Consider the following 19,622-nt stretch of genomic DNA (forward strand, 5'->3'; position numbering starts at 1 on the left):
CCGCGCGCCCCTGAGGAAGACCGGCGGCCGGCCCGTCTCCCGGGCCGTTCACCTTCGCCCCCCGCCAGGGCCGTCGTACCGCTGGCGTACGCTGGTTCGGTCGTTATGCCCGCCTCCGAAGGGACGCCCGGTGACCGAGAACGCCGACCTCCAGTCCGTACTCGACCGTGCCGCGGGGGGCGGGCGGATCACCCCCGAGGAAGCACTCGACCTGTACCGCTCCGCGCCGCTGCACGCGCTGGGCGCGGCGGCCGACGCCGTGCGCCGCCGCCGTTACGCCGGTACGGAGCACATCGCGACGTACATCATCGAGCGCAACATCAACTACACCAACGTGTGCGTGACGGCCTGCAAGTTCTGCGCCTTCTACGCCGCGCCCAAGGACACCGCCAAGGGCTGGTCCCGCGATCTCGACGACATCCTGCGCCGCTGCGCCGAGACCGTCGAGCTGGGCGGCACCCAGATCATGTTCCAGGGCGGGCACCACCCGGACTACGGCGTCGAGTACTACGAAGAGCACTTCTCCGCCATCAAGAAGGCGTTCCCGGAGCTGGTCATCCACTCCCTCGGCGCCTCCGAGGTCGAGCACATGGCCCGGATCTCCAAGACCACCGTCGAGGACGCCATCCGCCGCATCCACGCGGCGGGCCTGGACTCCTTCGCCGGGGCCGGCGCCGAGCTGCTGCCGGAGCGCCCGCGCAAGGCCATCGCGCCGCTGAAGGAGTCCGGCGAGCGCTGGCTGGAGATCATGGAGACCGCCCACAAGCTGGGTGTCGAGTCCACCTCCACGATGCTCATGGGCACCGGCGAGACCAACGCCGAGCGCATCGAGCACCTGCGCATGATCCGGGACGTCCAGGACCGTACGGGCGGCTTCCGCGCCTTCATCCCGTACACCTACCAGCCCGAGAACAACCACCTCAAGGGCCGCACCCAGGCGACGATCTTCGAGTACCTGCGCATGATCGCCATCGCCCGGATCTTCCTCGACAACGTCGCCCACATCCAGGGCTCCTGGCTGACCACCGGCAAGGAGATCGGCCAGCTCTCCCTGCACTACGGCGCGGACGATCTCGGCTCGATCATGCTGGAGGAGAACGTGGTCTCCTCCGCCGGCGCCAAGCACCGCTCCAACCGTCAGGAGATCATCGACCTGATCCGCAAGGCGGGCCGCGTCCCGGCGCAGCGCGCCACCACGTACGAGCACCTGGTCGTGCACGACGACCCGGCGAACGACCCGGTCGACGCCCGCGTCACCTCGCACATCTCCTCCACGGCCATCGAGGGCGGCACGGCACACCCCGAGCTGAAGCTCGTCGAGGCCAACTGAGGACCGGCCGGGCCGGCGTGTGAGCCCCGCGTGCTGACGATCCACCGCGTGCACGGTGTCCGCCGCGCCCCCGACGGCGCCCCGGAACCCGGGCACGCGGTCGTCGTCTCCGGCGACCGCGTCGAGGCGACGGGCCCGTACGAGGAGCTGGCCGAGCGCTACGGCGACCGCGCCCGCGTCCGCGACTGGGACGGCACCCTGACCCCCGGCCGCCACGAACCGGACGGCACGGCGCTGCTCGAAGCCGCCTACCATCCCGATCCGCGCGAGGCCGGCGACCTGGGCACCGCCCCCCTCACGGGTGACGCGCTCGCCGCCCTCGGCATGACCGACACCCGCTGGGGTGCCAGTGCCCGCCGCGGCATCCAGCGCCTGCTGGCCATCGGCACCACGTCACTCTCCGGCCCCTTCACCCGCCCCGCCGTCCGCACGGCGGTCGCCCGCTCGGGCCTGCGCGAGCCGTCCGGCCCGCGCGCTCTGGCTCCCGGGGCGCCCGCCGACTTCGCGGTCTTCGCGGAGGACGGGCGCTGCCTGGTCACGGTGCTGGGCGGCCGGCTGGTGTACCGGGGACGCTGAGGCGTCGAGGCCGAGAAGCCCGCCCGTCACTTCGTGTGACGGTACTGTCGTATTCAGGACCGTGATCCGCACTCGCGTCCACACTCGTGTCCACGGAAGCAGTGATGAGCACTGACCGGCGGCTGGAGAAGGCGACTCCGGAGACCTGGACGAACCCGCCCGGTGGGCGGTGGACGTTCGATCAGGTCAAGGACGTGGTGCTGCCCTTCGACTGGGAACTCGTGGACGGAGTGATCGAGGTCCGGGGGATGGCGGAATGGTGGCACGACCAAATCCGGGACGAGCTGTTCTTCCGCATCAAGCAGGTGAAACCCGACCTGTACGGCGTCAATGCCGAGCGGTGTCCGGTGCTCGATGCTTACAACTCCGTCAAGCCCGACATCGTCGTCTTCGACAAGAGCGGGATCGATGTCGCCTCGTCGGCGGCCACGCCGGCCACCATCGTGAAGCTCGCGGTGGAAGTGGTGTCGCCGGGCTCCCAGGCCCGGGACCGGAGCGGCAAGCCCTTCCTGTACGCCGAGGCGGGCATCCCGTACTTCTGGCGTGTGGAGCACGGTGCGGACGACAGGCCGGTGGTGCACGAGTTCTGGCTGCGCCGCGACGTGGGCGAGTACGTACCCGCCCCCGAGCACCCTCGCCACACCGAGAAACTGGAGACGGACCGGCCCTTCCCCGTCGGCGTCGACCTGGCGAGTCTGCTGGAGCTGTGAGTCCGGGCGTCAACGATCCGTGAAGGCCGAGGCGACCTGCGTCAGGACACCGTCAACGAAACCGGAACCGACCCTTCCCCCCGGCAAGATCTTCTGCGCGGGGACGGTCGATTCGGCCGCTCACGATGCTCAGCGCATGACGCAGCACCGCTGGACCGCCCGGATGTTCTGAGGGGGGCATCGGGCCGTCCCCGTCCAAAGTCTTCCGGAGCCGTAGGGAACAATGGCCGGGTGACCCGAGCCTCCCTGGACAAGCAGCCGCAGGACGTCGCCGCGATGTTCGACGACGTGGCGGCGCGCTACGACCTGACCAACGACGTGCTGTCCCTCGGGCAGGCGCGGCTGTGGCGCAAGGAGGTGGAGCGGGCCGTGGCGGCGCGCCCCGCCGAGCGTGTGCTCGACCTCGCCGCCGGTACGGGCACCTCCTCGCTGCCCTTCACCCGCACCGGCGCCTACGTCGTCCCGTGCGACTTCTCCGTCGGCATGCTGGGCGAGGGCAAGAAGCGCCGCCCGTGGATGCCATTCGTGGCCGGTGACGGGATGCAACTGCCTTTCGCCGACGACGTGTTCGACGCCGTGACCATCTCCTTCGGGCTGCGCAACGTGCAGGACACGGACGCCGCCCTCGGTGAGCTGTACCGGGTCACCAAGCCCGGCGGCCGGGTCGTCATCTGCGAGTTCAGCGAGCCGACGTGGGGGCCGTTCCGTACGGTCTACACCGAGTACCTGATGCGGGCGCTGCCGCCGGTCGCGCGCGCGGTGAGCAGCAACCCGGACGCGTATGTGTACCTCGCCGAGTCCATCCGCTCCTGGCCCAACCAGCCGGCGCTGGCGGCACGCCTCCAGCAGGCGGGCTGGTCGAAGGTGGCCTGGCGCAACCTGACGGGCGGCGTGGTCGCCCTGCACCGGGGGACGAAGCCGGGCGCGTGACGGCGGAGGGGTGCCTCCGCCTCGCCCTCACAGGTCCAGCCGGAAGCAGTGCCCCTCCCGCCCGCCCGGCGTCCGGAACGTCTCCGCGGGCCGCATGCCCAGCCGCCGTGTCACCGCGACGGACCGCGCGTTGCCGGCCGCGACCATGGCGACCACACTCCGTACGCCCGCCACCCGTACGGCCTCCAGGGCCGCCCGCGCCGCCCGCGTCGCGTACCCCTGGCCCCAGTACGCCCGGCCGAGCCGCCAGCCGATCTCGATCTCGCCCACCGGGCCCCAGTCGTGCGGCCACGGCTGCGCGCCCGTGAAGCCCATGACCGGCCCGGCCGGCCGCTCTCCCGCCACCATCGAGTACAGGCAGAAGCCGTGCTCCGCATGGTGTCTGCGCTGGCGGGCGGTCAGCTCCTGGTAGACGGAGAGTTCGGCGGTGGCGCCGCCGTGGAACGCCATCACCTCCGGGTGGTCGAACACCCGGTGCCAGTGCCAGGCGTCCTCCTCGACGGGCACGCGGAGCGTGAAACCCGGTACGGACAGCGGCCGGGACGACCCGTCCGGCAACCGGTGCGACGCCGTCCGCGACGGCGGCCCGGACGGCATCCGCGGTGGCTCCAGTGGTTCATGCATGGACCGGCCAACCCTTCAGTTCCTGATCACCTACGCCCCCATAGACTGACGGGGCCCAGTGCCGGTCGGCACCCAGATATCGACTTCCGGGAGATCCCGCCGTGACCGAGTCCGCGACTGAGTCCGTGAGCGCGTCCGTGAACACCCCCCGCTCCGAGCACCGCGCGGACGTCATCGTCGTGGGGGCGGGCCCCGCCGGCTCGACGGCCGCGTACCACCTGGCCAAGTCCGGCCTGGACGTTCTCCTCCTGGAGAAGACCGCCTTCCCGCGCGAGAAGGTCTGCGGCGACGGCCTCACGCCCCGCGCCACCAAGCAGCTCATCTCCATGGGGATCGACATCTCCGAAGAGGCGGGCTGGCTGCGCAACAAGGGCCTGCGCATCATCGGCGGCGGCAACCGCCTCCAGCTCGACTGGCCGGAACTGGCCTCGTACCCGGACTACGGCCTGGTCCGCAAGCGCGACGACTTCGACGAGCAGCTCGCGCACCAGGCACAGAAGGCCGGCGCGCGCCTGTACGAGCGCTGCAACGTCGGCGCCCCGGTCATCAACGACCTGACCGGCCGCATCGAAGGCGTCCAGGCCAAGCTGGGCGAGGAGAAGACGCCGGTCACCTTCCACGCCCCCGTCGTGGTCGCCGCGGACGGCAACTCCACCCGCCTGTCCCTGGCGATGGGCCTGCACCGCCGCGAGGACCGGCCGATGGGCGTCGCGGTCCGTACGTACTTCACCTCGCCCCGGCACGACGACGACTACCTGGAGTCCTGGCTGGAGCTGTGGGACCGCCGCGGCGCCGAGGACCGGCTGCTGCCGGGCTACGGCTGGATCTTCGGCATGGGCGACGGTACGAGCAACGTCGGCCTCGGCGTCCTCAACACGTCCTCCTCCTTCAAGGAGCTGGACTGGCGCGAGATCCTCAAGGCGTGGTGCGCCTCCATGCCCGCGGACTGGGGCTACACCCCGGAGAACATGACCGGCCCGATCCGCGGCGCCGCCCTCCCCATGGCCTTCAACCGGCAGCCGCACTACACCAAGGGTCTGCTGCTCGTCGGTGACGCGGGCGGTCTGGTCAACCCGTTCAACGGCGAGGGCATCGCCTACGCCATGGAGTCCGGCTCCATCGCCGCCGAGGTCATCGTCCAGGCCCACGCCCGCGCCACGTACGCCCAGCGCGAGCTGGCCCTCCAGCGCTACCCGAAGATCCTCAAGGACACCTACGGCGGCTACTACTCCCTCGGCCGCGCCTTCGTGAAGCTCATCGGCAACCCGAAGGTCATGAAGATCGCCACCCAGCGCGGCCTCACCCACCCGATGCTGATGCGCTTCACCCTCAAAATGCTCGCCAACCTCACCGACCCCACGGGCGGCGACGCGATGGACCGCGTCATCAACGGGCTGAGCAAGGTGGCCCCGAAGGCGTAGCGGGCGCGTCACCGGCGCTGACGTCACGGCGGCCGGCCTCCCGGAGCAGAATCCGGGGGCCGGCCGCTGCCGTGTCCACGGCACACGGGTGCTGCATCGAACGATGTAGTCCGTTCTCGTCGCCGTGGACGAAGAAACGGGATCTTTCCGCCCGGAGGATGGGAGAAAGACGGCACCGGCGAAGGGCGGCGGCGTGACGGGAACGGTTGAGGTCGCGGCGGGGGCGGCCGGCAGGAAGGACGCGGGGGCGGGCCGTGCGGCGCGGCTGCCGTTGCTGGACGTGCTGCGCGGGGTGGCGATCCTGGGGACGCTGATGACCAACGTCTGGATCTTCGCGGCGCCGGGCGCGGAGTGGGCAGTCCTGGCCGGGAGCGGCACCGCGCCGTCGGCCGGCCCCTGGTGGGCCGGGGCCGCGGAGGGCGTCTTCCGGTTCGTCGCGGACGGCAAGTTCCTGGCGATGCTGACGATTCTCTTCGGTGTCGGCCTGGCCATTCAGTTCCGGTCCGCAGCGCGGCGCGGCCGCACGTGGCCCGGCCGGTACAAGTGGCGCGCGCTGTTCCTCTTCACCGAGGGCACCGTGCACTTCGTCCTCGTCTTCGCGTGGGACGTGCTGATGGGGTACGCGGTCGTCGCCCTGCTGGTGGCCTGGCAGTTGACCCGTGCCGAGCGCACGCAGCGGGTGCTGATGTGGGTGGCGGCCGGGGTGCACGGGGCGGTGCTGGGACTGTTGACGATGGTGGCTGCCGGGGGCGGGGCCGGGGAGGGAGCCGGGGCCGCCGGCGGGATCAGCGCGCGGGTTGTCGAGCTGTACGCCGCCGGAAGCTACCCGGAGCAGATCGCGTTCCGGCTGCAGAACGCGATCGCGCTGCGCATGGAGCCGGTCATCTCCTTCGCCCTGCTCGTCTTCCTCTTCCACCTCGGCGTACGGCTGTACCGGACGGGCGCCTTCCGCCCGGACGCGCACGGGCGGTGCCTCCGACGGCGTCTGTGCGGCTGGGGCCTGGGCGTCGGCATCCCGCTCAACGTCGCCGCCGTGGCCGCCGGCCCGGACTTCGCCATGGTGGCCCGGTACGGTGCCGCACCCGTCGTCGCCGTCGGCTACCTGGGCCTCATCGGCCTGATCGTCGACCGGGTACGCCGGCCGGGACCGCTGACCGCCGGGCTCACCGCGATCGGCCGCACGGCACTGTCCTGTTACGTCCTCCAGAACGCCCTGTGTGTGCTGGCCTGTTACGGCATCGGGCTCGGCCTGGCCGCACGGTGGGCGGGCCAGGGCCCGTGGTGGGTGATGGGCCTGTGGGCGGTGGTGGGCACGGCGCTGTTCACCGGGGCGCGGCTGTGGCTGCGGCACTTCGAGCACGGCCCGCTGGAAGCCGTTCAGAAGCGGCTGGTCCGGTCCTGAGGCGGGAAGGCGCGTGCGGGCCATGACAGCGCTCACCGGATCGCGGGTTTCCGCGATCCGGTGAGCGGCGGCAGCGGCCCGGCCACCGCCCTTCACGAGCCGGGCGATCCCGCGCGGTGACCACCCGTGAACGACCCGGCCGATCCGGTTACGCGATTCTTCCGCGGAACTCCCCGGGGCGGGAATGGGGCGCAGCGGAAATTCCGCGGGCCGCGTGCACCGGGAAGGCCCGCCGCTCGGTCATACCGGGCGTTCCACGGCGCGGCGGCGTGGCCCTTTGAGCAGTTGGGCCCCCGCGGGGCAGGGGACCGTGGCGAACACCCGGTTCATCTGGCCCTGGAGCTGTGCCCGGCGCTGGGAGGTCGTCCGGGGACTGTGGGCCTCTTCGTACAGAGGCCGGCTCCGCCGCTGGGCGGCCTGGCTCTTCGGGGTGTGGAACTGGAGCTCGTACGGGTGGCCCGAATTATTCGCCCGCCAGGCGGTGTTGATGCCCTTGTAGCCCCGTGGACGTGCCCAGGTGTTGGCCCAGCGGAGATTCTCGTTCTTCCACCCGGCCAGCAGCTTGGTGGTGTCCTGAACGCCCTTGACGTACGTCGCGTCCGGCCACGTCAGGATGTAGCGGACGGAATCGTAGATGTTGTTCAGCGCCTCGTCGGCGGTCTCGGTGGGGTTGTTCTGCATTTCGCGGGCGACCGATCGCTTGACCGATTCCGGGGACCGCAGACGGTTGTCGAATCCGACCACGGTGGCCTTGGTCCTGCGGGCGATGCTGCGGACCTGGGGGCTGATGGTGCGTTCGGCCTTCTTGGCGCGGGCGAGGAAGACATTGACCTTGCGCAGGTCGGCGGCGTCGATATAGAGCCCTTCCCAGTGCCAGCCGTGGTCCTTCCTGAGCTGCCTGGCCGGGAGCTTCTTGGCGGGTGGGCGCTTGGCCGGCGGCCGCTGCGCCGTCGGCGGCCGCTGCGACGAGGGCTTCTGGGCCGGCGGCTTCTTCGCGGGGGGCTTCATCGCGGCCTGCTTCCTGGGCGCGGTCTGGCACGGGGGGCAGCCCGGCGGCCTCCTGTCGCTCTGCTTCTTCGCCGCCTGCTTCCTGGCGGCCTGCTTCTTGGCAGCTTGTTTCCTGGCGGCCTGCTTCTCGGCCGCTTGCTTCCTGGCCGCCTGCTTCTCGGCCGCTTGCTTCCTGGCCGCCTGCTTCTCGGCGGCCTGCTTCCTGGCCGCCTGCTTCTTCGCGGCTTGTTTCCTGGCGGCCTGCTTGTCGGCGGCCTGCTTTTTCGCCGCCTGCTTCTTGGCGGACGGCGTGGGACAGGTATTGGCGGGCTTCTGCTGGGGTTCGGCCGGTGGGCAGCCGGGTTCGGCGGCATGGCCCGGGCCCAGGCTGAGGGTGGAGGCAAGTGCGGTCGCCGTCACCGTCCAGGCGACAGCCCGAAAAGTATGGGCGTGATGGTTTTTCATGTAATTAAGTGCTTCCTCTCGTCAGCCGCCGTCCGAGGCCAGAGAAATGAGCGTGCGGGCATTACGGGGCGGAAGGGATGAGTACGGCGAGAGGTACAACTGGGACAGAGCCGTTACGGTAGTTGTGCCGAACGGGCGTCTCTTCATCGAATGGGCGCTGCGGACCGATCCGATGATCGGTCATCACATACGGCCGAATGGTGCTTTGCTCGCGCAACGCACGAGGGCCGCCGTTCCCGAGCGGTGGGAACGGCGGCCCTCGGCCGTGCGTGGGGGCGCCCTACAGGACGCGGACCGCGCCGGTCGGCTGGCTGTAGCTCAGCGGCTTCTCCACGATGCCGGTGCTGGAGTTCTGGGCACCGATGAAGTTGCCGTTACCGACGTAGACGCCGACGTGGTAGGCGCTGCCCGCGCTGCCCCAGTACAGGATGTCGCCGACCTGGAGGTTGTCCAGGCCCACCTGGGTGCCGGCGGTGGACTGCGGCTGCGAGGTGCGCGGCAGGTCGATGCCGATGGTGCGGTAGGCGGCCTGCACCAGGCTGGAGCAGTCGTACGCGGACGGGCCGGAGGCGCCGAGCACGTAGGACTTGCCGAGCTGCGCGCGCAGGAAGCCGATCAGGGAGGCGGTGCTGCCGGTCGCGCCGGTGACGGGGGAGTCGTCGGACGAGGCGGACAGGGAGCGCAGCGAGGTGCGCTCGGAGGAGCGGGAGGCGCGCTTCTGGGCGGCCTCCTCCTTCTCCTTGGCCTGACGGGCCTCTTCGGCCTTCTTCTCGGCCTTCTCGGCCGCGGCCTTCTTGTCGGCCTCGGCCTTCGCCTTGGCGGCGGCCTCGGTGGCCTCGGCGATGGCACTGTCCTGCGCGGCCTGGCGCTCGTAGTCCAGCGCCATCTGCTGGGCGGTGTCCGCGCTCTTGGCCAGGCTGGTGGCCAGTGCCGAGGTGATGGTCGGCATTTCCTGGGTCTCGGAGACGGGCTTCTCCGCCGCGCCGGCCGGCATGCTCGCGCCGGTCACCGCCAGGGTGATGATGCCGCCGGTGACCCCTGCGCGCAGTGCCCGCGAGGACGCGGAACGGCGGGGCTTCCGGTGGCTGGGTATGACTGCGTTCGGGGACATGGCACCACGGCTATCAGGAGCCACAGGTTGCTGCCAACAAAGGTGGTGTGCGCCACACTTGACGCGTACGCGATGAATAAAAGGGACTTTTCGCCGGTCGAGCGCCCGGCGGCGGACTGTCCGGATTTCGTGATCATGTTTCTACGCATGGCATTTACGGGCCGATGCGCGCCCCGAGGGCACTTATCACCTACTGATCCGCCACGCCAAGGCTTCCCGAAGGTCAAGCATTCAAGGCGGCAAGCCGCGTGGGATAGGTCACTCGTGAGTGCCCGTTATGTTCCCGTGATGTCCCCGTGGCGGATGTGCTCGTGAACGCGAGCACGTACCGACGATCACGGGACGGTCACGACGGTCTCGGGACGGTCACGGCGGGCGGGCGCCACCCGGCCCGCCCCTGATGCCCGCCGGCCCCTAGCAGTTGGTGCGCCCTGGCGCCAATTTGCCTGAGTCCTCCACCTCTTGATAGTGGCTACCCCACGCTGACCAGGGGTTACGCCGCGAGATGTCACCTCCAGTGATCATTCGCGCGCTTCCCGTACGAAGATCGACGCTCATCGGACCAAATGATTGGGCGTCAGGTGGTGGAGATCACAAAGACGTTGACGCACCCCGTGTCGCAGATCACAGACCGGCGGGCATAAGATGCAGGCGGCTCGGGCTTGTGAACTGCCTCACATAGGCGCGATCTTCGTGGGACGGCGCACGGGGCCGGGCGGACCGCCATCCAGTCATCGTCGACTGAAGGGAGCGAGGACGGTGAACGCTTACGCGCCCATCCTCGTACTGGGAGCCCTCGGGGCAGGCTTTGCGATCTTCTCTGTCGTGATGGCCACGCTCGTCGGACCCAAGCGCTACAACCGGGCGAAGCTAGAGGCGTACGAATGCGGAATCGAGCCCACGCCGCAGCCGGCCGGCGGCGGTCGATTTCCGATCAAGTACTACCTCACGGCGATGCTCTTCATCATTTTCGATATCGAGATCGTCTTCCTCTACCCCTGGGCCGTCACTTTCGACGCGCTCGGGCTTTTCGGGCTCGTGGAGATGCTCCTCTTCGCGCTCACCGTCTTCGTCGCCTACGCCTACGTGTGGCGTCGTGGCGGCCTGGAATGGGACTAGGGGCCACCAATGGGACTTGAAGAGAAGCTGCCGAGCGGCTTTCTGCTTTCCACCGTCGAACAGGCCGCGGGCTGGGTGCGCAAGTCATCGGTCTTCCCCGCCACCTTCGGCCTCGCCTGCTGCGCCATCGAGATGATGACGACCGGCGCCGGACGCTACGACCTCGCCCGCTTCGGCATGGAGGTCTTCCGCGGGTCGCCGCGCCAGGCGGACCTGATGATCGTGGCCGGCCGGGTGAGCCAGAAGATGGCGCCCGTGCTGCGGCAGGTCTACGACCAGATGCCGAACCCGAAATGGGTCATCTCGATGGGCGTGTGCGCCTCGTCGGGCGGCATGTTCAACAACTACGCGATCGTCCAGGGCGTCGACCACATCGTCCCGGTGGACATCTACCTGCCCGGCTGCCCGCCGCGCCCGGAAATGCTGTTGGACGCCATCCTCAAGCTGCACCAGAAGATCCAGGGCGGCAAGCTCGGGGTCAACCAGCAGCAGGCGGCCCGCGAGGCGGAGGAAGCGGCCCTCAAGGCGCTCCCGACGATCGAGATGAAGGGGCTGCTGCGGTGAGCGACGGCACGACCAAGGGGACCAACGGGAACGGTGACGCCAACGGCACTGGCGGTGTCAACGGTACCCAGGGGACCGGAGCGGCCAAGGGACCCAACGGGGTCAACCCCGACAAGGACCTGAACGCGCAGAACCTCCCCGGTCAGCGCGGCGACCACGGCGAGGTCATCGGCACCCGCCGCGGCATGTTCGGCGCGAGCGGGGGCGGCGACACCTCCGGGTACGGCGGGCTCGTACGGAGCGTACGGATGCCGGGGGCCAGCGCCCGCCCGTACGGCGGCTGGTTCGACGAGGTGGCCGACGAGCTGGAAGGCGCGCTCGACGAACAGGGGCTGGTCCCCGAGAACGTCATCGAGAAGACGGTCGTCGACCGCGGCGAGCTGACCTTCCACATCGAGCGGGAGTACCTGCCGGCCGTCGCGCAAACCCTCCGCGACGACCCGGCGCTCCGCTTCGAGCTGTGCACCGGCGTCAGCGGCGTGCACTTCCCCGGCGACCGGGGCCGTGAGCTGCACGCCGTCTACCACCTGCGCTCGATCACCCACAACCGGCTGATCCGGCTGGAGGTGTCCGCGCCGGACGCCGACCCGCACGTGCCGTCCCTCGTGGGCGTCTACCCGACCAACGACTGGCACGAGCGCGAGACGTACGACTTCTTCGGCCTGGTCTTCGACGGCCACCCGGCGCTCACCCGGATCATCATGCCGGACGACTGGCAGGGCTTCCCGCAGCGCAAGGACTACCCGCTCGGCGGCATTCCCGTCGAGTACAAGGGCGCCCAGATCCCGGCTCCCGACCAGCGGAGGTCGTACACCTGATGTCCACCAGCCATGCGACCCCTCGGGAGACCACCGAGGGCACCGTCTACACGGTCACCGGCGGCGACTGGGACGAGATCGCGGCCGCCGCGGCCCGCACCGACGACGAGCGGATCGTCGTCAACATGGGCCCGCAGCACCCCTCCACGCACGGCGTGCTGCGACTGATCCTGGAGATCGACGGCGAGACCGTCACCGAGGCCCGCTGCGGTATCGGCTATCTGCACACGGGGATCGAGAAGAACCTCGAATTCCGCACCTGGACGCAGGGCACCACCTTCGTGACCCGGATGGACTACCTGACGCCGTTCTTCAACGAGACGGCGTACTGCCTGGCCGTGGAGCAACTGCTCGGCATCACCGACGACGTACCGGAACGCGCCTCCGTCATCCGCGTGATGCTGATGGAACTCAACCGGCTCTCCTCCCACCTGGTGGCCATCGCCACCGGCGGCATGGAGCTGGGCGCCACCACGATCATGATCTACGGGTTCCGGGACCGGGAACTGATCCTGGACATCTACGAGCTGATCACCGGCCTGCGGATGAACCACGCCTACATCCGGCCCGGCGGACTCGCCCAGGACCTGCCGCCGGGAGCGGTCGACCAGGTGCGCGAGTTCGTGAAGAAGATGCGCAAGAACCTGACCGAGTACGACAAGCTCGCCACCGGCAACCCGGTCTTCAAGGGCCGTATGCAGGGCATCGGCTACCTCGACCTCACCGGGTGCCTGGCCACCGGCGCCACCGGGCCGGTGCTGCGCTCCGCCGGACTCCCGCACGACCTGCGCAAGGCCCAGCCGTACTGCGGGTACGAGCACTACGACTTCGACGTGCCGACCACCGACACCTGCGACTCCTACGGGCGGTTCCTGATCCGCCTGGAGGAGATGCGCCAGTCGCTGCGCATCGTCGAACAGTGCCTGGACCGGCTCGCGCCCGGCCCGGTGATGGTCGGCGACAAGAAGATCGCCTGGCCCGCCCAGCTCGCCATGGGCCCGGACGGGCTCGGCAACTCGCTCGACCACATCAAGAAGATCATGGGGACCTCGATGGAGGCCCTGATCCACCACTTCAAGCTGGTGACGGAAGGCTTCCGGGTGCCGCCCGGCCAGGCGTACGCGGCCGTGGAGTCCGCCAAGGGCGAGCTGGGCGTGCACGCCGTCAGCGACGGCGGCACCCGCCCCTACCGGGTGCACTTCCGCGACCCGTCCTTCACCAACCTCCAGGCCATGGCGGCGATGTGCGAGGGCGGCCAGGTCGCCGACGTCATCGTCGCCGTCGCGTCCATCGACCCCGTGATGGGAGGCGTCGACCGGTGACAGACGTCAGTTTGGGGATGCCGCAGCTCCCCGCCCCCGACTACCCGGCCGAGGTGCGGGCCCGGCTCGCAGCGGACGCCAAGGAGGTGATCGCCCGCTACCCCGGCTCGCGCTCCGCGCTGCTGCCGCTGCTGCACCTCGTCCAGGCGGAGGAAGGCCACGTCACCCGCACCGGTGTCCGCTTCTGCGCCGAGCTGCTGGGCCTGACGACGGCGGAGGTCACGGCGGTCGCCACCTTCTACTCGATGTACCGGCGCGGGCCCGGCGGCGACTACCAGGTGGGGGTGTGCACCAACACCCTGTGCGCGGTGATGGGCGGCGACGCGATCTTCGAGACGCTGCAGCAGCACCTGGGCGTCGGCAACGGCGGGACGACCGAGGACGGCAAGGTGACGCTGGAGCACATCGAGTGCAACGCGGCCTGCGACTTCGCGCCCGTCGTGATGGTCAACTGGGAGTTCTTCGACAACCAGACGCCGGACAGCGCCAAGCGGCTGGTGGACGACCTGCGGGAGGGCCGGTCCGTCGCGCCGACCCGGGGCGCGCCGCTGTGCACGTACAAGGAAACGGCCCGCATCCTCGCCGGGTTCCCGGACGGCCGGCCGGGCGCGGTCGAGGCCACCGGCGGCGCGGGTCCCGCGTCGCTGGTGGGGCTGCGGCTGGCCAAGGGCGAGGCCGTACCGGGCGCGGGCTCCGCCGGCCACGTCGTACCGCAGCGGGGCGCGGGCCCGGCCGAGGGCGAGGGCGAGCACGCCGGACGGGCCGCGGGCGAGGCGCCGGCCACCCACCCCAGCTCGCACGACGCGCCCCGCGACACCGCCGCCAGCGACCCCCACCACCCAGCAGGTCCGACCGCCGAGGAGGGGGAGTGATGACCGTGGCAGCCGAGGTCAGCAAAGCCAACCCGGAGAAGCTGCTCGCGCCCGTGCTGTCCGCCTTCTGGGACCAGCCGGACTCCTGGACACTGGAGACCTACCTGCGACACGACGGCTACCAGGGCATGCGCAAGGCCCTCGCGATGCCGCCGGACGACGTGATCGCGTACGTCAAGGACGCCGGACTGCGCGGCCGCGGCGGCGCCGGCTTCCCCACCGGGATGAAGTGGCAGTTCATTCCGCAGGGCGACGGCAAGCCGCACTACCTCGTCGTCAACGCCGACGAGTCCGAGCCGGGCACCTGCAAGGACATCCCGCTGCTCTTCGCCAATCCGCACTCCCTGATCGAGGGCATCGTCATCGCGTGTCACGCGATCCGGTCGCACCACGCCTTCATCTACCTGCGCGGTGAAGTCGTGCCCGTGCTCCGGCGGTTGCACGAGGCCGTACGGGAGGCGTACGACGCGGGCTATCTCGGCCGCGACATCCTCGGCTCGGGCCTGGACCTGGACGTCGTCGTGCACGCGGGCGCGGGCGCGTACATCTGCGGCGAGGAGACCGCGCTGCTGGACTCCCTGGAGGGCCGTCGCGGACAGCCCCGGCTGCGTCCTCCCTTCCCGGCGGTGGCGGGCCTGTACGCCTGCCCCACTGTCGTGAACAACGTCGAGTCCATCGCGTCGGTTCCCGCCATCATGAACAAGGGCAAGGACTGGTTCCGGACGATGGGCAGCGAGAAGTCCCCGGGCTTCACGCTGTACTCGCTCAGCGGCCACGTCGCCAACCCGGGCCAGTACGAGGCCCCGCTGGGCATCACGCTGCGCCAGCTCCTCGACATGAGCGGCGGCGTGCGGCCGGGCCACCGGCTCAAGTTCTGGACGCCCGGCGGCTCCTCCACGCCGATGTTCACCGACGAGCACCTCGACGTGCCGCTGGACTACGAAGGCGTCGGCGCCGCGGGCTCGATGCTCGGCACCAAGGCGCTCCAGTGCTTCGACGAGACCACCTGCGTCGTACGGGCCGTCACCCGATGGACCGAGTTCTACGCGCACGAGTCCTGCGGCAAGTGCACACCCTGCCGCGAAGGCACCTACTGGCTCGTGCAGTTGCTGCACGACATCGAGGCCGGCCGGGGCCGCATGAGCGACCTCGACAAGCTCGACGACATCGCCGACAACATCAACGGCAAGTCCTTCTGCGCGCTCGGCGACGGCGCCGCCGCACCGATCTTCTCCTCGCTGAAGTACTTCCGCGCGGAGTACGAGCAGCACATCACCGGCAAGGGCTGCCCCTTCGACCCCGCCAGGTCGACCGCCTGGGCCGACACCGACGCTCACCTGGGGGTGAACGCATGACCGTCACGACCACGGGGTCCGACAGCGGCTCCGCCGCGGGGCCCTCCGGGGGTGGCGGGGCGGCCGTACCGCCCGAAGACCTCGTCACGCTGACGATCGACGGCATCGAGATCTCCGTCCCCAAGGGGACGCTGGTCATCCGGGCCGCCGAACTCCTCGGCATCGAGATCCCGCGCTTTTGCGACCACCCGCTGCTGGACCCCGCCGGCGCCTGCCGCCAGTGCATCGTGGAGGTGGAGGGCCAGCGCAAGCCGATGGCCTCCTGCACCATCACCTGCACCGACGGCATGGTGGTCAAGTCGCAGCTCACCTCGCCGGCCGCCGAGAAGGCGCAGCGCGGCGTGATGGAACTGCTGTTGATCAACCACCCGCTGGACTGCCCGGTCTGCGACAAGGGCGGCGAGTGCCCGCTGCAGAACCAGGCCATGTCCGCCGGGCAGGCCGACACCCGCTTCGAGGGCAGGAAGCGCACCTTCGCCAAGCCGGTACCGATCTCCCAGCAGGTACTGCTGGACCGTGAGCGCTGCGTGCTGTGCGCGCGCTGCACCCGCTTCTCCAACCAGGTCGCGGGCGACCCGATGATCGAACTGATCGAGCGCGGCGCGCTCCAGCAGGTCGGCACGGGCGAGGGCGACCCGTTCCAGTCGTACTTCTCCGGAAACACCATCCAGATCTGCCCGGTCGGCGCGCTGACCTCGGCCGCGTACCGCTTCCGGTCCCGCCCCTTCGACCTGGTGTCCTCACCGGGCGTCTGCGAACACTGTGCGGGCGGCTGCGCGACCCGTACGGACCACCGGCGCGGCAAGGTCATGCGGCGGCTGGCCGCCGAGGACCCCGAGGTCAACGAGGAGTGGATCTGCGACAAGGGGCGCTTCGCCTTCCGGTACGCGCAGCAACGCGACCGGCTGGAGCACCCGATGGTGCGGGACGCCGCGACCGGCGAACTGGTGACGGCGAGCTGGCCCGAGGCCCTGGAGGCGGCGGCGCGCGGGCTGGGCGCCGCCAGGGGCCGGACCGGCGTGCTGACCGGCGGCCGGCTGACCGTCGAGGACGCGTACGCCTACGCCAAGTTCGCGCGGGTCGCGCTGGACACCAACGACATCGATTTCCGGGCCAGGGCGCACAGCGCCGAAGAGGCCGACTTCCTGGCGGCGCGGGTCGCCGGGCGGGGGCGCGACCTGGACGACGACGGGGGAGCCGCCCACGCGGCCGGCGGCCGGGCGGTGACGTACACCGAGCTGGAGAAGGCACCGGCCGTCCTCCTCGCCGGCATCGAGGCGGAGGAAGAGGCGCCCGGCGTCTTCCTGCGGCTGCGCAAGGCCCACCGCAAGCGCGGGCAGCGCACCTTCGGGCTCGCGCCGTACGCGACCCGTGGCCTGGTCAAGGCGGGCGGCACGCTGCTGCCCGCCGCGCCCGGCACGGAGACGGAGTGGCTGGACGCGCTGGCCGGCGGGGTCGGCCCGGGCGGAGCCCAGGGGAGTGCCGGCCTGGAGGGCGCGGGCCGCAGCGCGGCCGAGGCGCTGCGCTGCGCGGGCTCGGTGATCATCGTCGGTGAGCGGCTGGCCGCGGTGCCGGGCGCGCTGACGGCGGCCATGCGGGCCGCCACCGCGACCGGCGCCCGACTGGTGTGGATCCCCCGGCGGGCCGGTGAGCGCGGGGCCGTCGAGGCCGGCGCGCTGCCGGGGCTGCTGCCGGGCGGGCGCCCGGCGACCGACCCGCGCGCCCGCGAGGAGGTCGCCGCCGCCTGGGGCGTCGCCGGCCTGCCGCAGCGGCACGGCCGGGACACCGGCCAGATCGTGGCCGCGGCGGCCGCCGGGGAACTGAGCGCCCTGCTGGTGGCGGGCGTCGACCCGGCGGACCTGCCGGACCCGGCGCGGGCCCTGGAGGCGCTGGACGCGGTGGGCTTCCTGGTGAGCCTGGAGCAGCGCCCGTCGGCCGTGACGGAGCGGGCGGACGTCGTCCTGCCGGTCGCGGCGGTCGTCGAGAAGTCCGGCACCTTCCTCAACTGGGAGGGCAGGGCCCGGCCGTTCGAGGCCGCGCTCAAACCGGACCAGGTGACCCGGCGGCACCTGCTGCCGGACGCCCGGGTGCTGCACATGCTCGCCGACGCTATGGACGTCCGCCTGGCGCTCCCCGACGTACGGGCGGTGCGGCGCGAGCTGGCCGCACTGGGGCCGTGGGGCGGCACGTACGCGTCCGACCCCCTGGAGGCCGGGCGCGCGCTGCCGCGTCCGGAAGCCGGCGAGGCCGTACTGGCCGGCCACAAACTGCTGCTCGACCAGGGGCGGATGCAGGAAGGCGACGAGGCGCTGGCCGGCACGCGGCACGCGGCCGTCGCCCGGATGTCGGCGGCCACCGCCGAGGAGACCGGGGTCGAGGACGGCGGCCTGCTGGCGGTCACCGGGCCCGCCGGGTCCGTACGGCTGCCGCTGGCGGTCACCCCGATGCCCGACCGGGTGGTGTGGCTGCCGCTGAACTCGGTGGGTGGCGGGGTGGCCGCCGACACGGGGGCCCGGCCCGGGGAACCGGTGAAGGTCGCGCCGGTGGCCGGCGCCGGTGAGCCGGACGTGTCCGGCACGTGCGGCCCGGAGTCCGGACCGGTCGAGGAGGTGGACGCGTGATGCACCATCTGGCGCTGTCCGGCAGTGTGCTGGCGCAGGAAGACCTGTCGATGTTCGGCCGTGACCCGTGGTGGCTGGTCGTCGTCAAGGCGGTCTTCTGCTTCGCGTTCCTCATGCTGACCGTGCTCTTCTCGATCGTCTGGGAACGCAAGGTCGTCGCGTGGATGCAACTGCGCATCGGCCCCAACCGGCACGGCCCCTGGGGCATGCTCCAGTCCCTCGCGGACGGCATCAAGCTGATGCTCAAGGAGGACGTGGTCGTCAAGCGGGCCGACAAGGCGGTGTACGTGCTCGCGCCGGTCGTGGCGGCCGTACCGGCCTTCATGGCCGTCGCGGTGATCCCCTTCGGCCCGGCCGGCAACGAGGTCTCGATCTTCGGCCAGCGGACCACGATGCAGCTCACCGACCTGCCGATCGGCGTGCTGTACATCCTGGCCACGGCCTCCGTCGGCATCTACGGCATCGTGCTGGCGGGCTGGTCCTCCGGCTCGACGTACCCGCTGCTCGGCGGCCTGCGGTCGTGCGCGCAGATGATCTCGTACGAGATCGCGATGGGCATGGCCTTCGCGTCGGTCTTCCTCTACTCCGGGTCGATGTCGACCTCGACGATCGTGGAGGCCCAGCAGGACAGGTGGTACGTACTGCTGCTGCCGGTCTCCTTCATCATCTACATCGTCGCCATGGTGGGCGAGACCAACCGCGCGCCGTTCGACATGCCGGAGTCCGAGGGCGATCTGGTCGGCGGCTTCAACACCGAGTATTCGTCGATCAAGTTCGCGATGTTCATGCTCGCCGAGTACATCAACATGGTGACCGTCTCGGCGGTCGCGGTGACCCTCTTCCTGGGCGGCTGGAAGGCCCCGTACCCGATCAGCACCTTCTGGGAAGGCGCCAACCACGGCTGGTGGCCGCTGCTCTGGTTCGTCATCAAGGTGCAGTTGCTGCTGTTCTTCTTCATCTGGCTGCGCGGCACGCTGCCCCGCGTGCGCTACGACCAGTTCATGAAGCTGGGGTGGAAGGTCCTCATCCCGGTCTCGATGGTCTGGCTGATGCTGGTCGCGACCGTACGGGCGCTGAAGAACGAGGGGTACGACTTCCAGCGGATCGTGATGTTCGTGGGCGGCGCGGCCATCGCCGTGCTGCTGATCTCGCTCGTCGCGGACTTCTTCCGGCGGGGCGAGAAGGAGGAGCCGGCCGAGGAGCCGGCCTTCGACCCCATGGCGGGCGGCTTCCCCGTACCCCCGCTGCCCGGGCAGACCCTGCCACCCGTGCCACGGCGACGGCCCCGACGGGACCGGGAGCTGATTGTCAGTGGCGGGGTGGACACTGTCAGTGACGGAACCGACAAGGACGGAAAGGGGGGCGACGGTGCCTGACTTCCAGAACCCCGTGGCC

General features: G+C 70.7%; 17 protein-coding genes. 14 read left to right on the forward strand and 3 right to left on the reverse strand.

The features are described 5' to 3' along the window. Positions 1-130: 130 nt before the first annotated feature. From mqnC to ACH4EB_RS14075, 4 genes are all read left to right on the forward strand, one after another. Complete coding sequence (mqnC, locus tag ACH4EB_RS14060; protein ID WP_398347711.1) at positions 131-1,330, forward strand: cyclic dehypoxanthinyl futalosine synthase; 1,200 nt, start codon at positions 131-133, stop codon at positions 1,328-1,330. A 30-nt stretch (positions 1,331-1,360) separates the two neighbouring features. Beyond that, complete coding sequence (locus ACH4EB_RS14065; protein WP_398347712.1) at positions 1,361-1,906, forward strand: imidazolonepropionase-like domain-containing protein; 546 nt, start codon at positions 1,361-1,363, stop codon at positions 1,904-1,906. Positions 1,907-2,010: 104 nt separating this feature from the next. Further along, positions 2,011-2,616, forward strand: a complete 606-nt coding sequence (locus tag ACH4EB_RS14070) for a Uma2 family endonuclease (RefSeq protein ID WP_398347713.1) — start codon at positions 2,011-2,013, stop codon at positions 2,614-2,616. Between the two features lie 231 nt (positions 2,617-2,847). After that, positions 2,848-3,546, forward strand: a complete 699-nt coding sequence (locus ACH4EB_RS14075) for a demethylmenaquinone methyltransferase (protein ID WP_398347714.1) — start codon at positions 2,848-2,850, stop codon at positions 3,544-3,546. 27 nt (positions 3,547-3,573) lie between these two features. Here the strand turns inward: ACH4EB_RS14075 and ACH4EB_RS14080 are convergent, their stop codons facing one another. After that, complete coding sequence (locus tag ACH4EB_RS14080; RefSeq protein ID WP_398347715.1) at positions 3,574-4,170, reverse strand: GNAT family N-acetyltransferase; 597 nt, start codon at positions 4,168-4,170, stop codon at positions 3,574-3,576. A gap of 101 nt (positions 4,171-4,271) precedes the next feature. Between ACH4EB_RS14080 and ACH4EB_RS14085 the strand changes: the two genes are divergently transcribed. Both ACH4EB_RS14085 and ACH4EB_RS14090 read left to right on the forward strand, forming a co-directional pair. Beyond that, positions 4,272-5,591, forward strand: coding sequence for a geranylgeranyl reductase family protein (locus tag ACH4EB_RS14085; protein ID WP_398347716.1), 1,320 nt, complete (start codon positions 4,272-4,274; stop codon positions 5,589-5,591). 193 nt (positions 5,592-5,784) lie between these two features. Beyond that, entirely contained in the window at positions 5,785-6,993 is a 1,209-nt protein-coding gene (locus ACH4EB_RS14090) for a DUF418 domain-containing protein (protein WP_398347717.1), read from the forward strand. Positions 6,994-7,233: 240 nt separating this feature from the next. Here ACH4EB_RS14090 and ACH4EB_RS14095 read toward each other — a convergent pair whose 3' ends face one another. Both ACH4EB_RS14095 and ACH4EB_RS14100 read right to left on the reverse strand, forming a co-directional pair. Further along, on the reverse strand, positions 7,234-8,445 hold the full coding sequence (locus ACH4EB_RS14095) for a histone H1-like repetitive region-containing protein (protein ID WP_398347718.1): 1,212 nt from the start codon (positions 8,443-8,445) through the stop codon (positions 7,234-7,236). Between the two features lie 280 nt (positions 8,446-8,725). Continuing rightward, positions 8,726-9,556, reverse strand: coding sequence for a C40 family peptidase (locus ACH4EB_RS14100; protein ID WP_398347719.1), 831 nt, complete (start codon positions 9,554-9,556; stop codon positions 8,726-8,728). Between the two features lie 759 nt (positions 9,557-10,315). On the opposite strand from ACH4EB_RS14100, the gene ACH4EB_RS14105 reads away from it, so the two are divergent. The 8 genes from ACH4EB_RS14105 to nuoH all read left to right on the forward strand — a co-directional run bounded on the left by ACH4EB_RS14105 (position 10,316) and on the right by nuoH (position 19,603). Continuing rightward, positions 10,316-10,675 carry an NADH-quinone oxidoreductase subunit A gene (locus ACH4EB_RS14105; RefSeq protein WP_030022241.1) on the forward strand — a complete coding sequence of 120 codons (360 nt, stop codon included), beginning with the start codon at positions 10,316-10,318 and terminating at the stop codon, positions 10,673-10,675. A gap of 9 nt (positions 10,676-10,684) precedes the next feature. Next, positions 10,685-11,239 (forward strand): NuoB/complex I 20 kDa subunit family protein, encoded by a 555-nt coding sequence (locus tag ACH4EB_RS14110; protein ID WP_398347720.1) that lies wholly within the window; start codon positions 10,685-10,687, stop codon positions 11,237-11,239. 119 nt (positions 11,240-11,358) lie between these two features. Then, on the forward strand, positions 11,359-12,057 hold the full coding sequence (locus tag ACH4EB_RS14115; RefSeq protein ID WP_398348108.1) for an NADH-quinone oxidoreductase subunit C: 699 nt from the start codon (positions 11,359-11,361) through the stop codon (positions 12,055-12,057). Next, positions 12,057-13,379 (forward strand): NADH-quinone oxidoreductase subunit D, encoded by a 1,323-nt coding sequence (locus tag ACH4EB_RS14120; protein ID WP_398347721.1) that lies wholly within the window; start codon positions 12,057-12,059, stop codon positions 13,377-13,379. Before ACH4EB_RS14115 ends, ACH4EB_RS14120 begins: the two co-directional genes overlap by 1 nt. A gap of 17 nt (positions 13,380-13,396) precedes the next feature. Next, positions 13,397-14,251 (forward strand): NADH-quinone oxidoreductase subunit NuoE, encoded by an 855-nt coding sequence (gene nuoE / locus ACH4EB_RS14125; RefSeq protein ID WP_398348110.1) that lies wholly within the window; start codon positions 13,397-13,399, stop codon positions 14,249-14,251. Beyond that, positions 14,251-15,606, forward strand: a complete 1,356-nt coding sequence (nuoF, locus tag ACH4EB_RS14130) for an NADH-quinone oxidoreductase subunit NuoF (RefSeq protein WP_398347722.1) — start codon at positions 14,251-14,253, stop codon at positions 15,604-15,606. The genes nuoE and nuoF overlap by 1 nt, the downstream gene beginning before the upstream one ends. After that, positions 15,603-18,227 carry an NADH-quinone oxidoreductase subunit G gene (locus tag ACH4EB_RS14135; protein ID WP_398347723.1) on the forward strand — a complete coding sequence of 875 codons (2,625 nt, stop codon included), beginning with the start codon at positions 15,603-15,605 and terminating at the stop codon, positions 18,225-18,227. Before nuoF ends, ACH4EB_RS14135 begins: the two co-directional genes overlap by 4 nt. After that, on the forward strand, positions 18,227-19,603 hold the full coding sequence (gene nuoH, locus ACH4EB_RS14140; protein ID WP_398348111.1) for an NADH-quinone oxidoreductase subunit NuoH: 1,377 nt from the start codon (positions 18,227-18,229) through the stop codon (positions 19,601-19,603). The genes ACH4EB_RS14135 and nuoH overlap by 1 nt, the downstream gene beginning before the upstream one ends. Positions 19,604-19,622 lie beyond the last annotated feature (19 nt).

This window comes from Streptomyces sp. NPDC018045 (genome assembly GCF_044327445.1).
Classification (GTDB): domain Bacteria; phylum Actinomycetota; class Actinomycetes; order Streptomycetales; family Streptomycetaceae; genus Streptomyces.

What these genes read in the sequence shown, in the direction of transcription:
- nuoE (WP_398348110.1), top strand. Translation starts at nt 13,397, where the DNA reads ATGCCGCAGCTCCCCGCCCCCGACTACCCGGCCGAGGTGCGGGCCCGG.
- ACH4EB_RS14120 (WP_398347721.1), top strand. Translation starts at nt 12,057, where the DNA reads ATGTCCACCAGCCATGCGACCCCTCGGGAGACCACCGAGGGCACCGTC.
- ACH4EB_RS14070 (WP_398347713.1), top strand. Translation starts at nt 2,011, where the DNA reads ATGAGCACTGACCGGCGGCTGGAGAAGGCGACTCCGGAGACCTGGACG.
- ACH4EB_RS14135 (WP_398347723.1), top strand. Translation starts at nt 15,603, where the DNA reads ATGACCGTCACGACCACGGGGTCCGACAGCGGCTCCGCCGCGGGGCCC.
- nuoH (WP_398348111.1), top strand. Translation starts at nt 18,227, where the DNA reads ATGCACCATCTGGCGCTGTCCGGCAGTGTGCTGGCGCAGGAAGACCTG.
- ACH4EB_RS14110 (WP_398347720.1), top strand. Translation starts at nt 10,685, where the DNA reads ATGGGACTTGAAGAGAAGCTGCCGAGCGGCTTTCTGCTTTCCACCGTC.
- ACH4EB_RS14080 (WP_398347715.1), bottom strand. Translation starts at nt 4,170, where the DNA reads ATGCATGAACCACTGGAGCCACCGCGGATGCCGTCCGGGCCGCCGTCG.
- ACH4EB_RS14095 (WP_398347718.1), bottom strand. Translation starts at nt 8,445, where the DNA reads ATGAAAAACCATCACGCCCATACTTTTCGGGCTGTCGCCTGGACGGTG.
- ACH4EB_RS14100 (WP_398347719.1), bottom strand. Translation starts at nt 9,556, where the DNA reads ATGTCCCCGAACGCAGTCATACCCAGCCACCGGAAGCCCCGCCGTTCC.
- nuoF (WP_398347722.1), top strand. Translation starts at nt 14,251, where the DNA reads ATGACCGTGGCAGCCGAGGTCAGCAAAGCCAACCCGGAGAAGCTGCTC.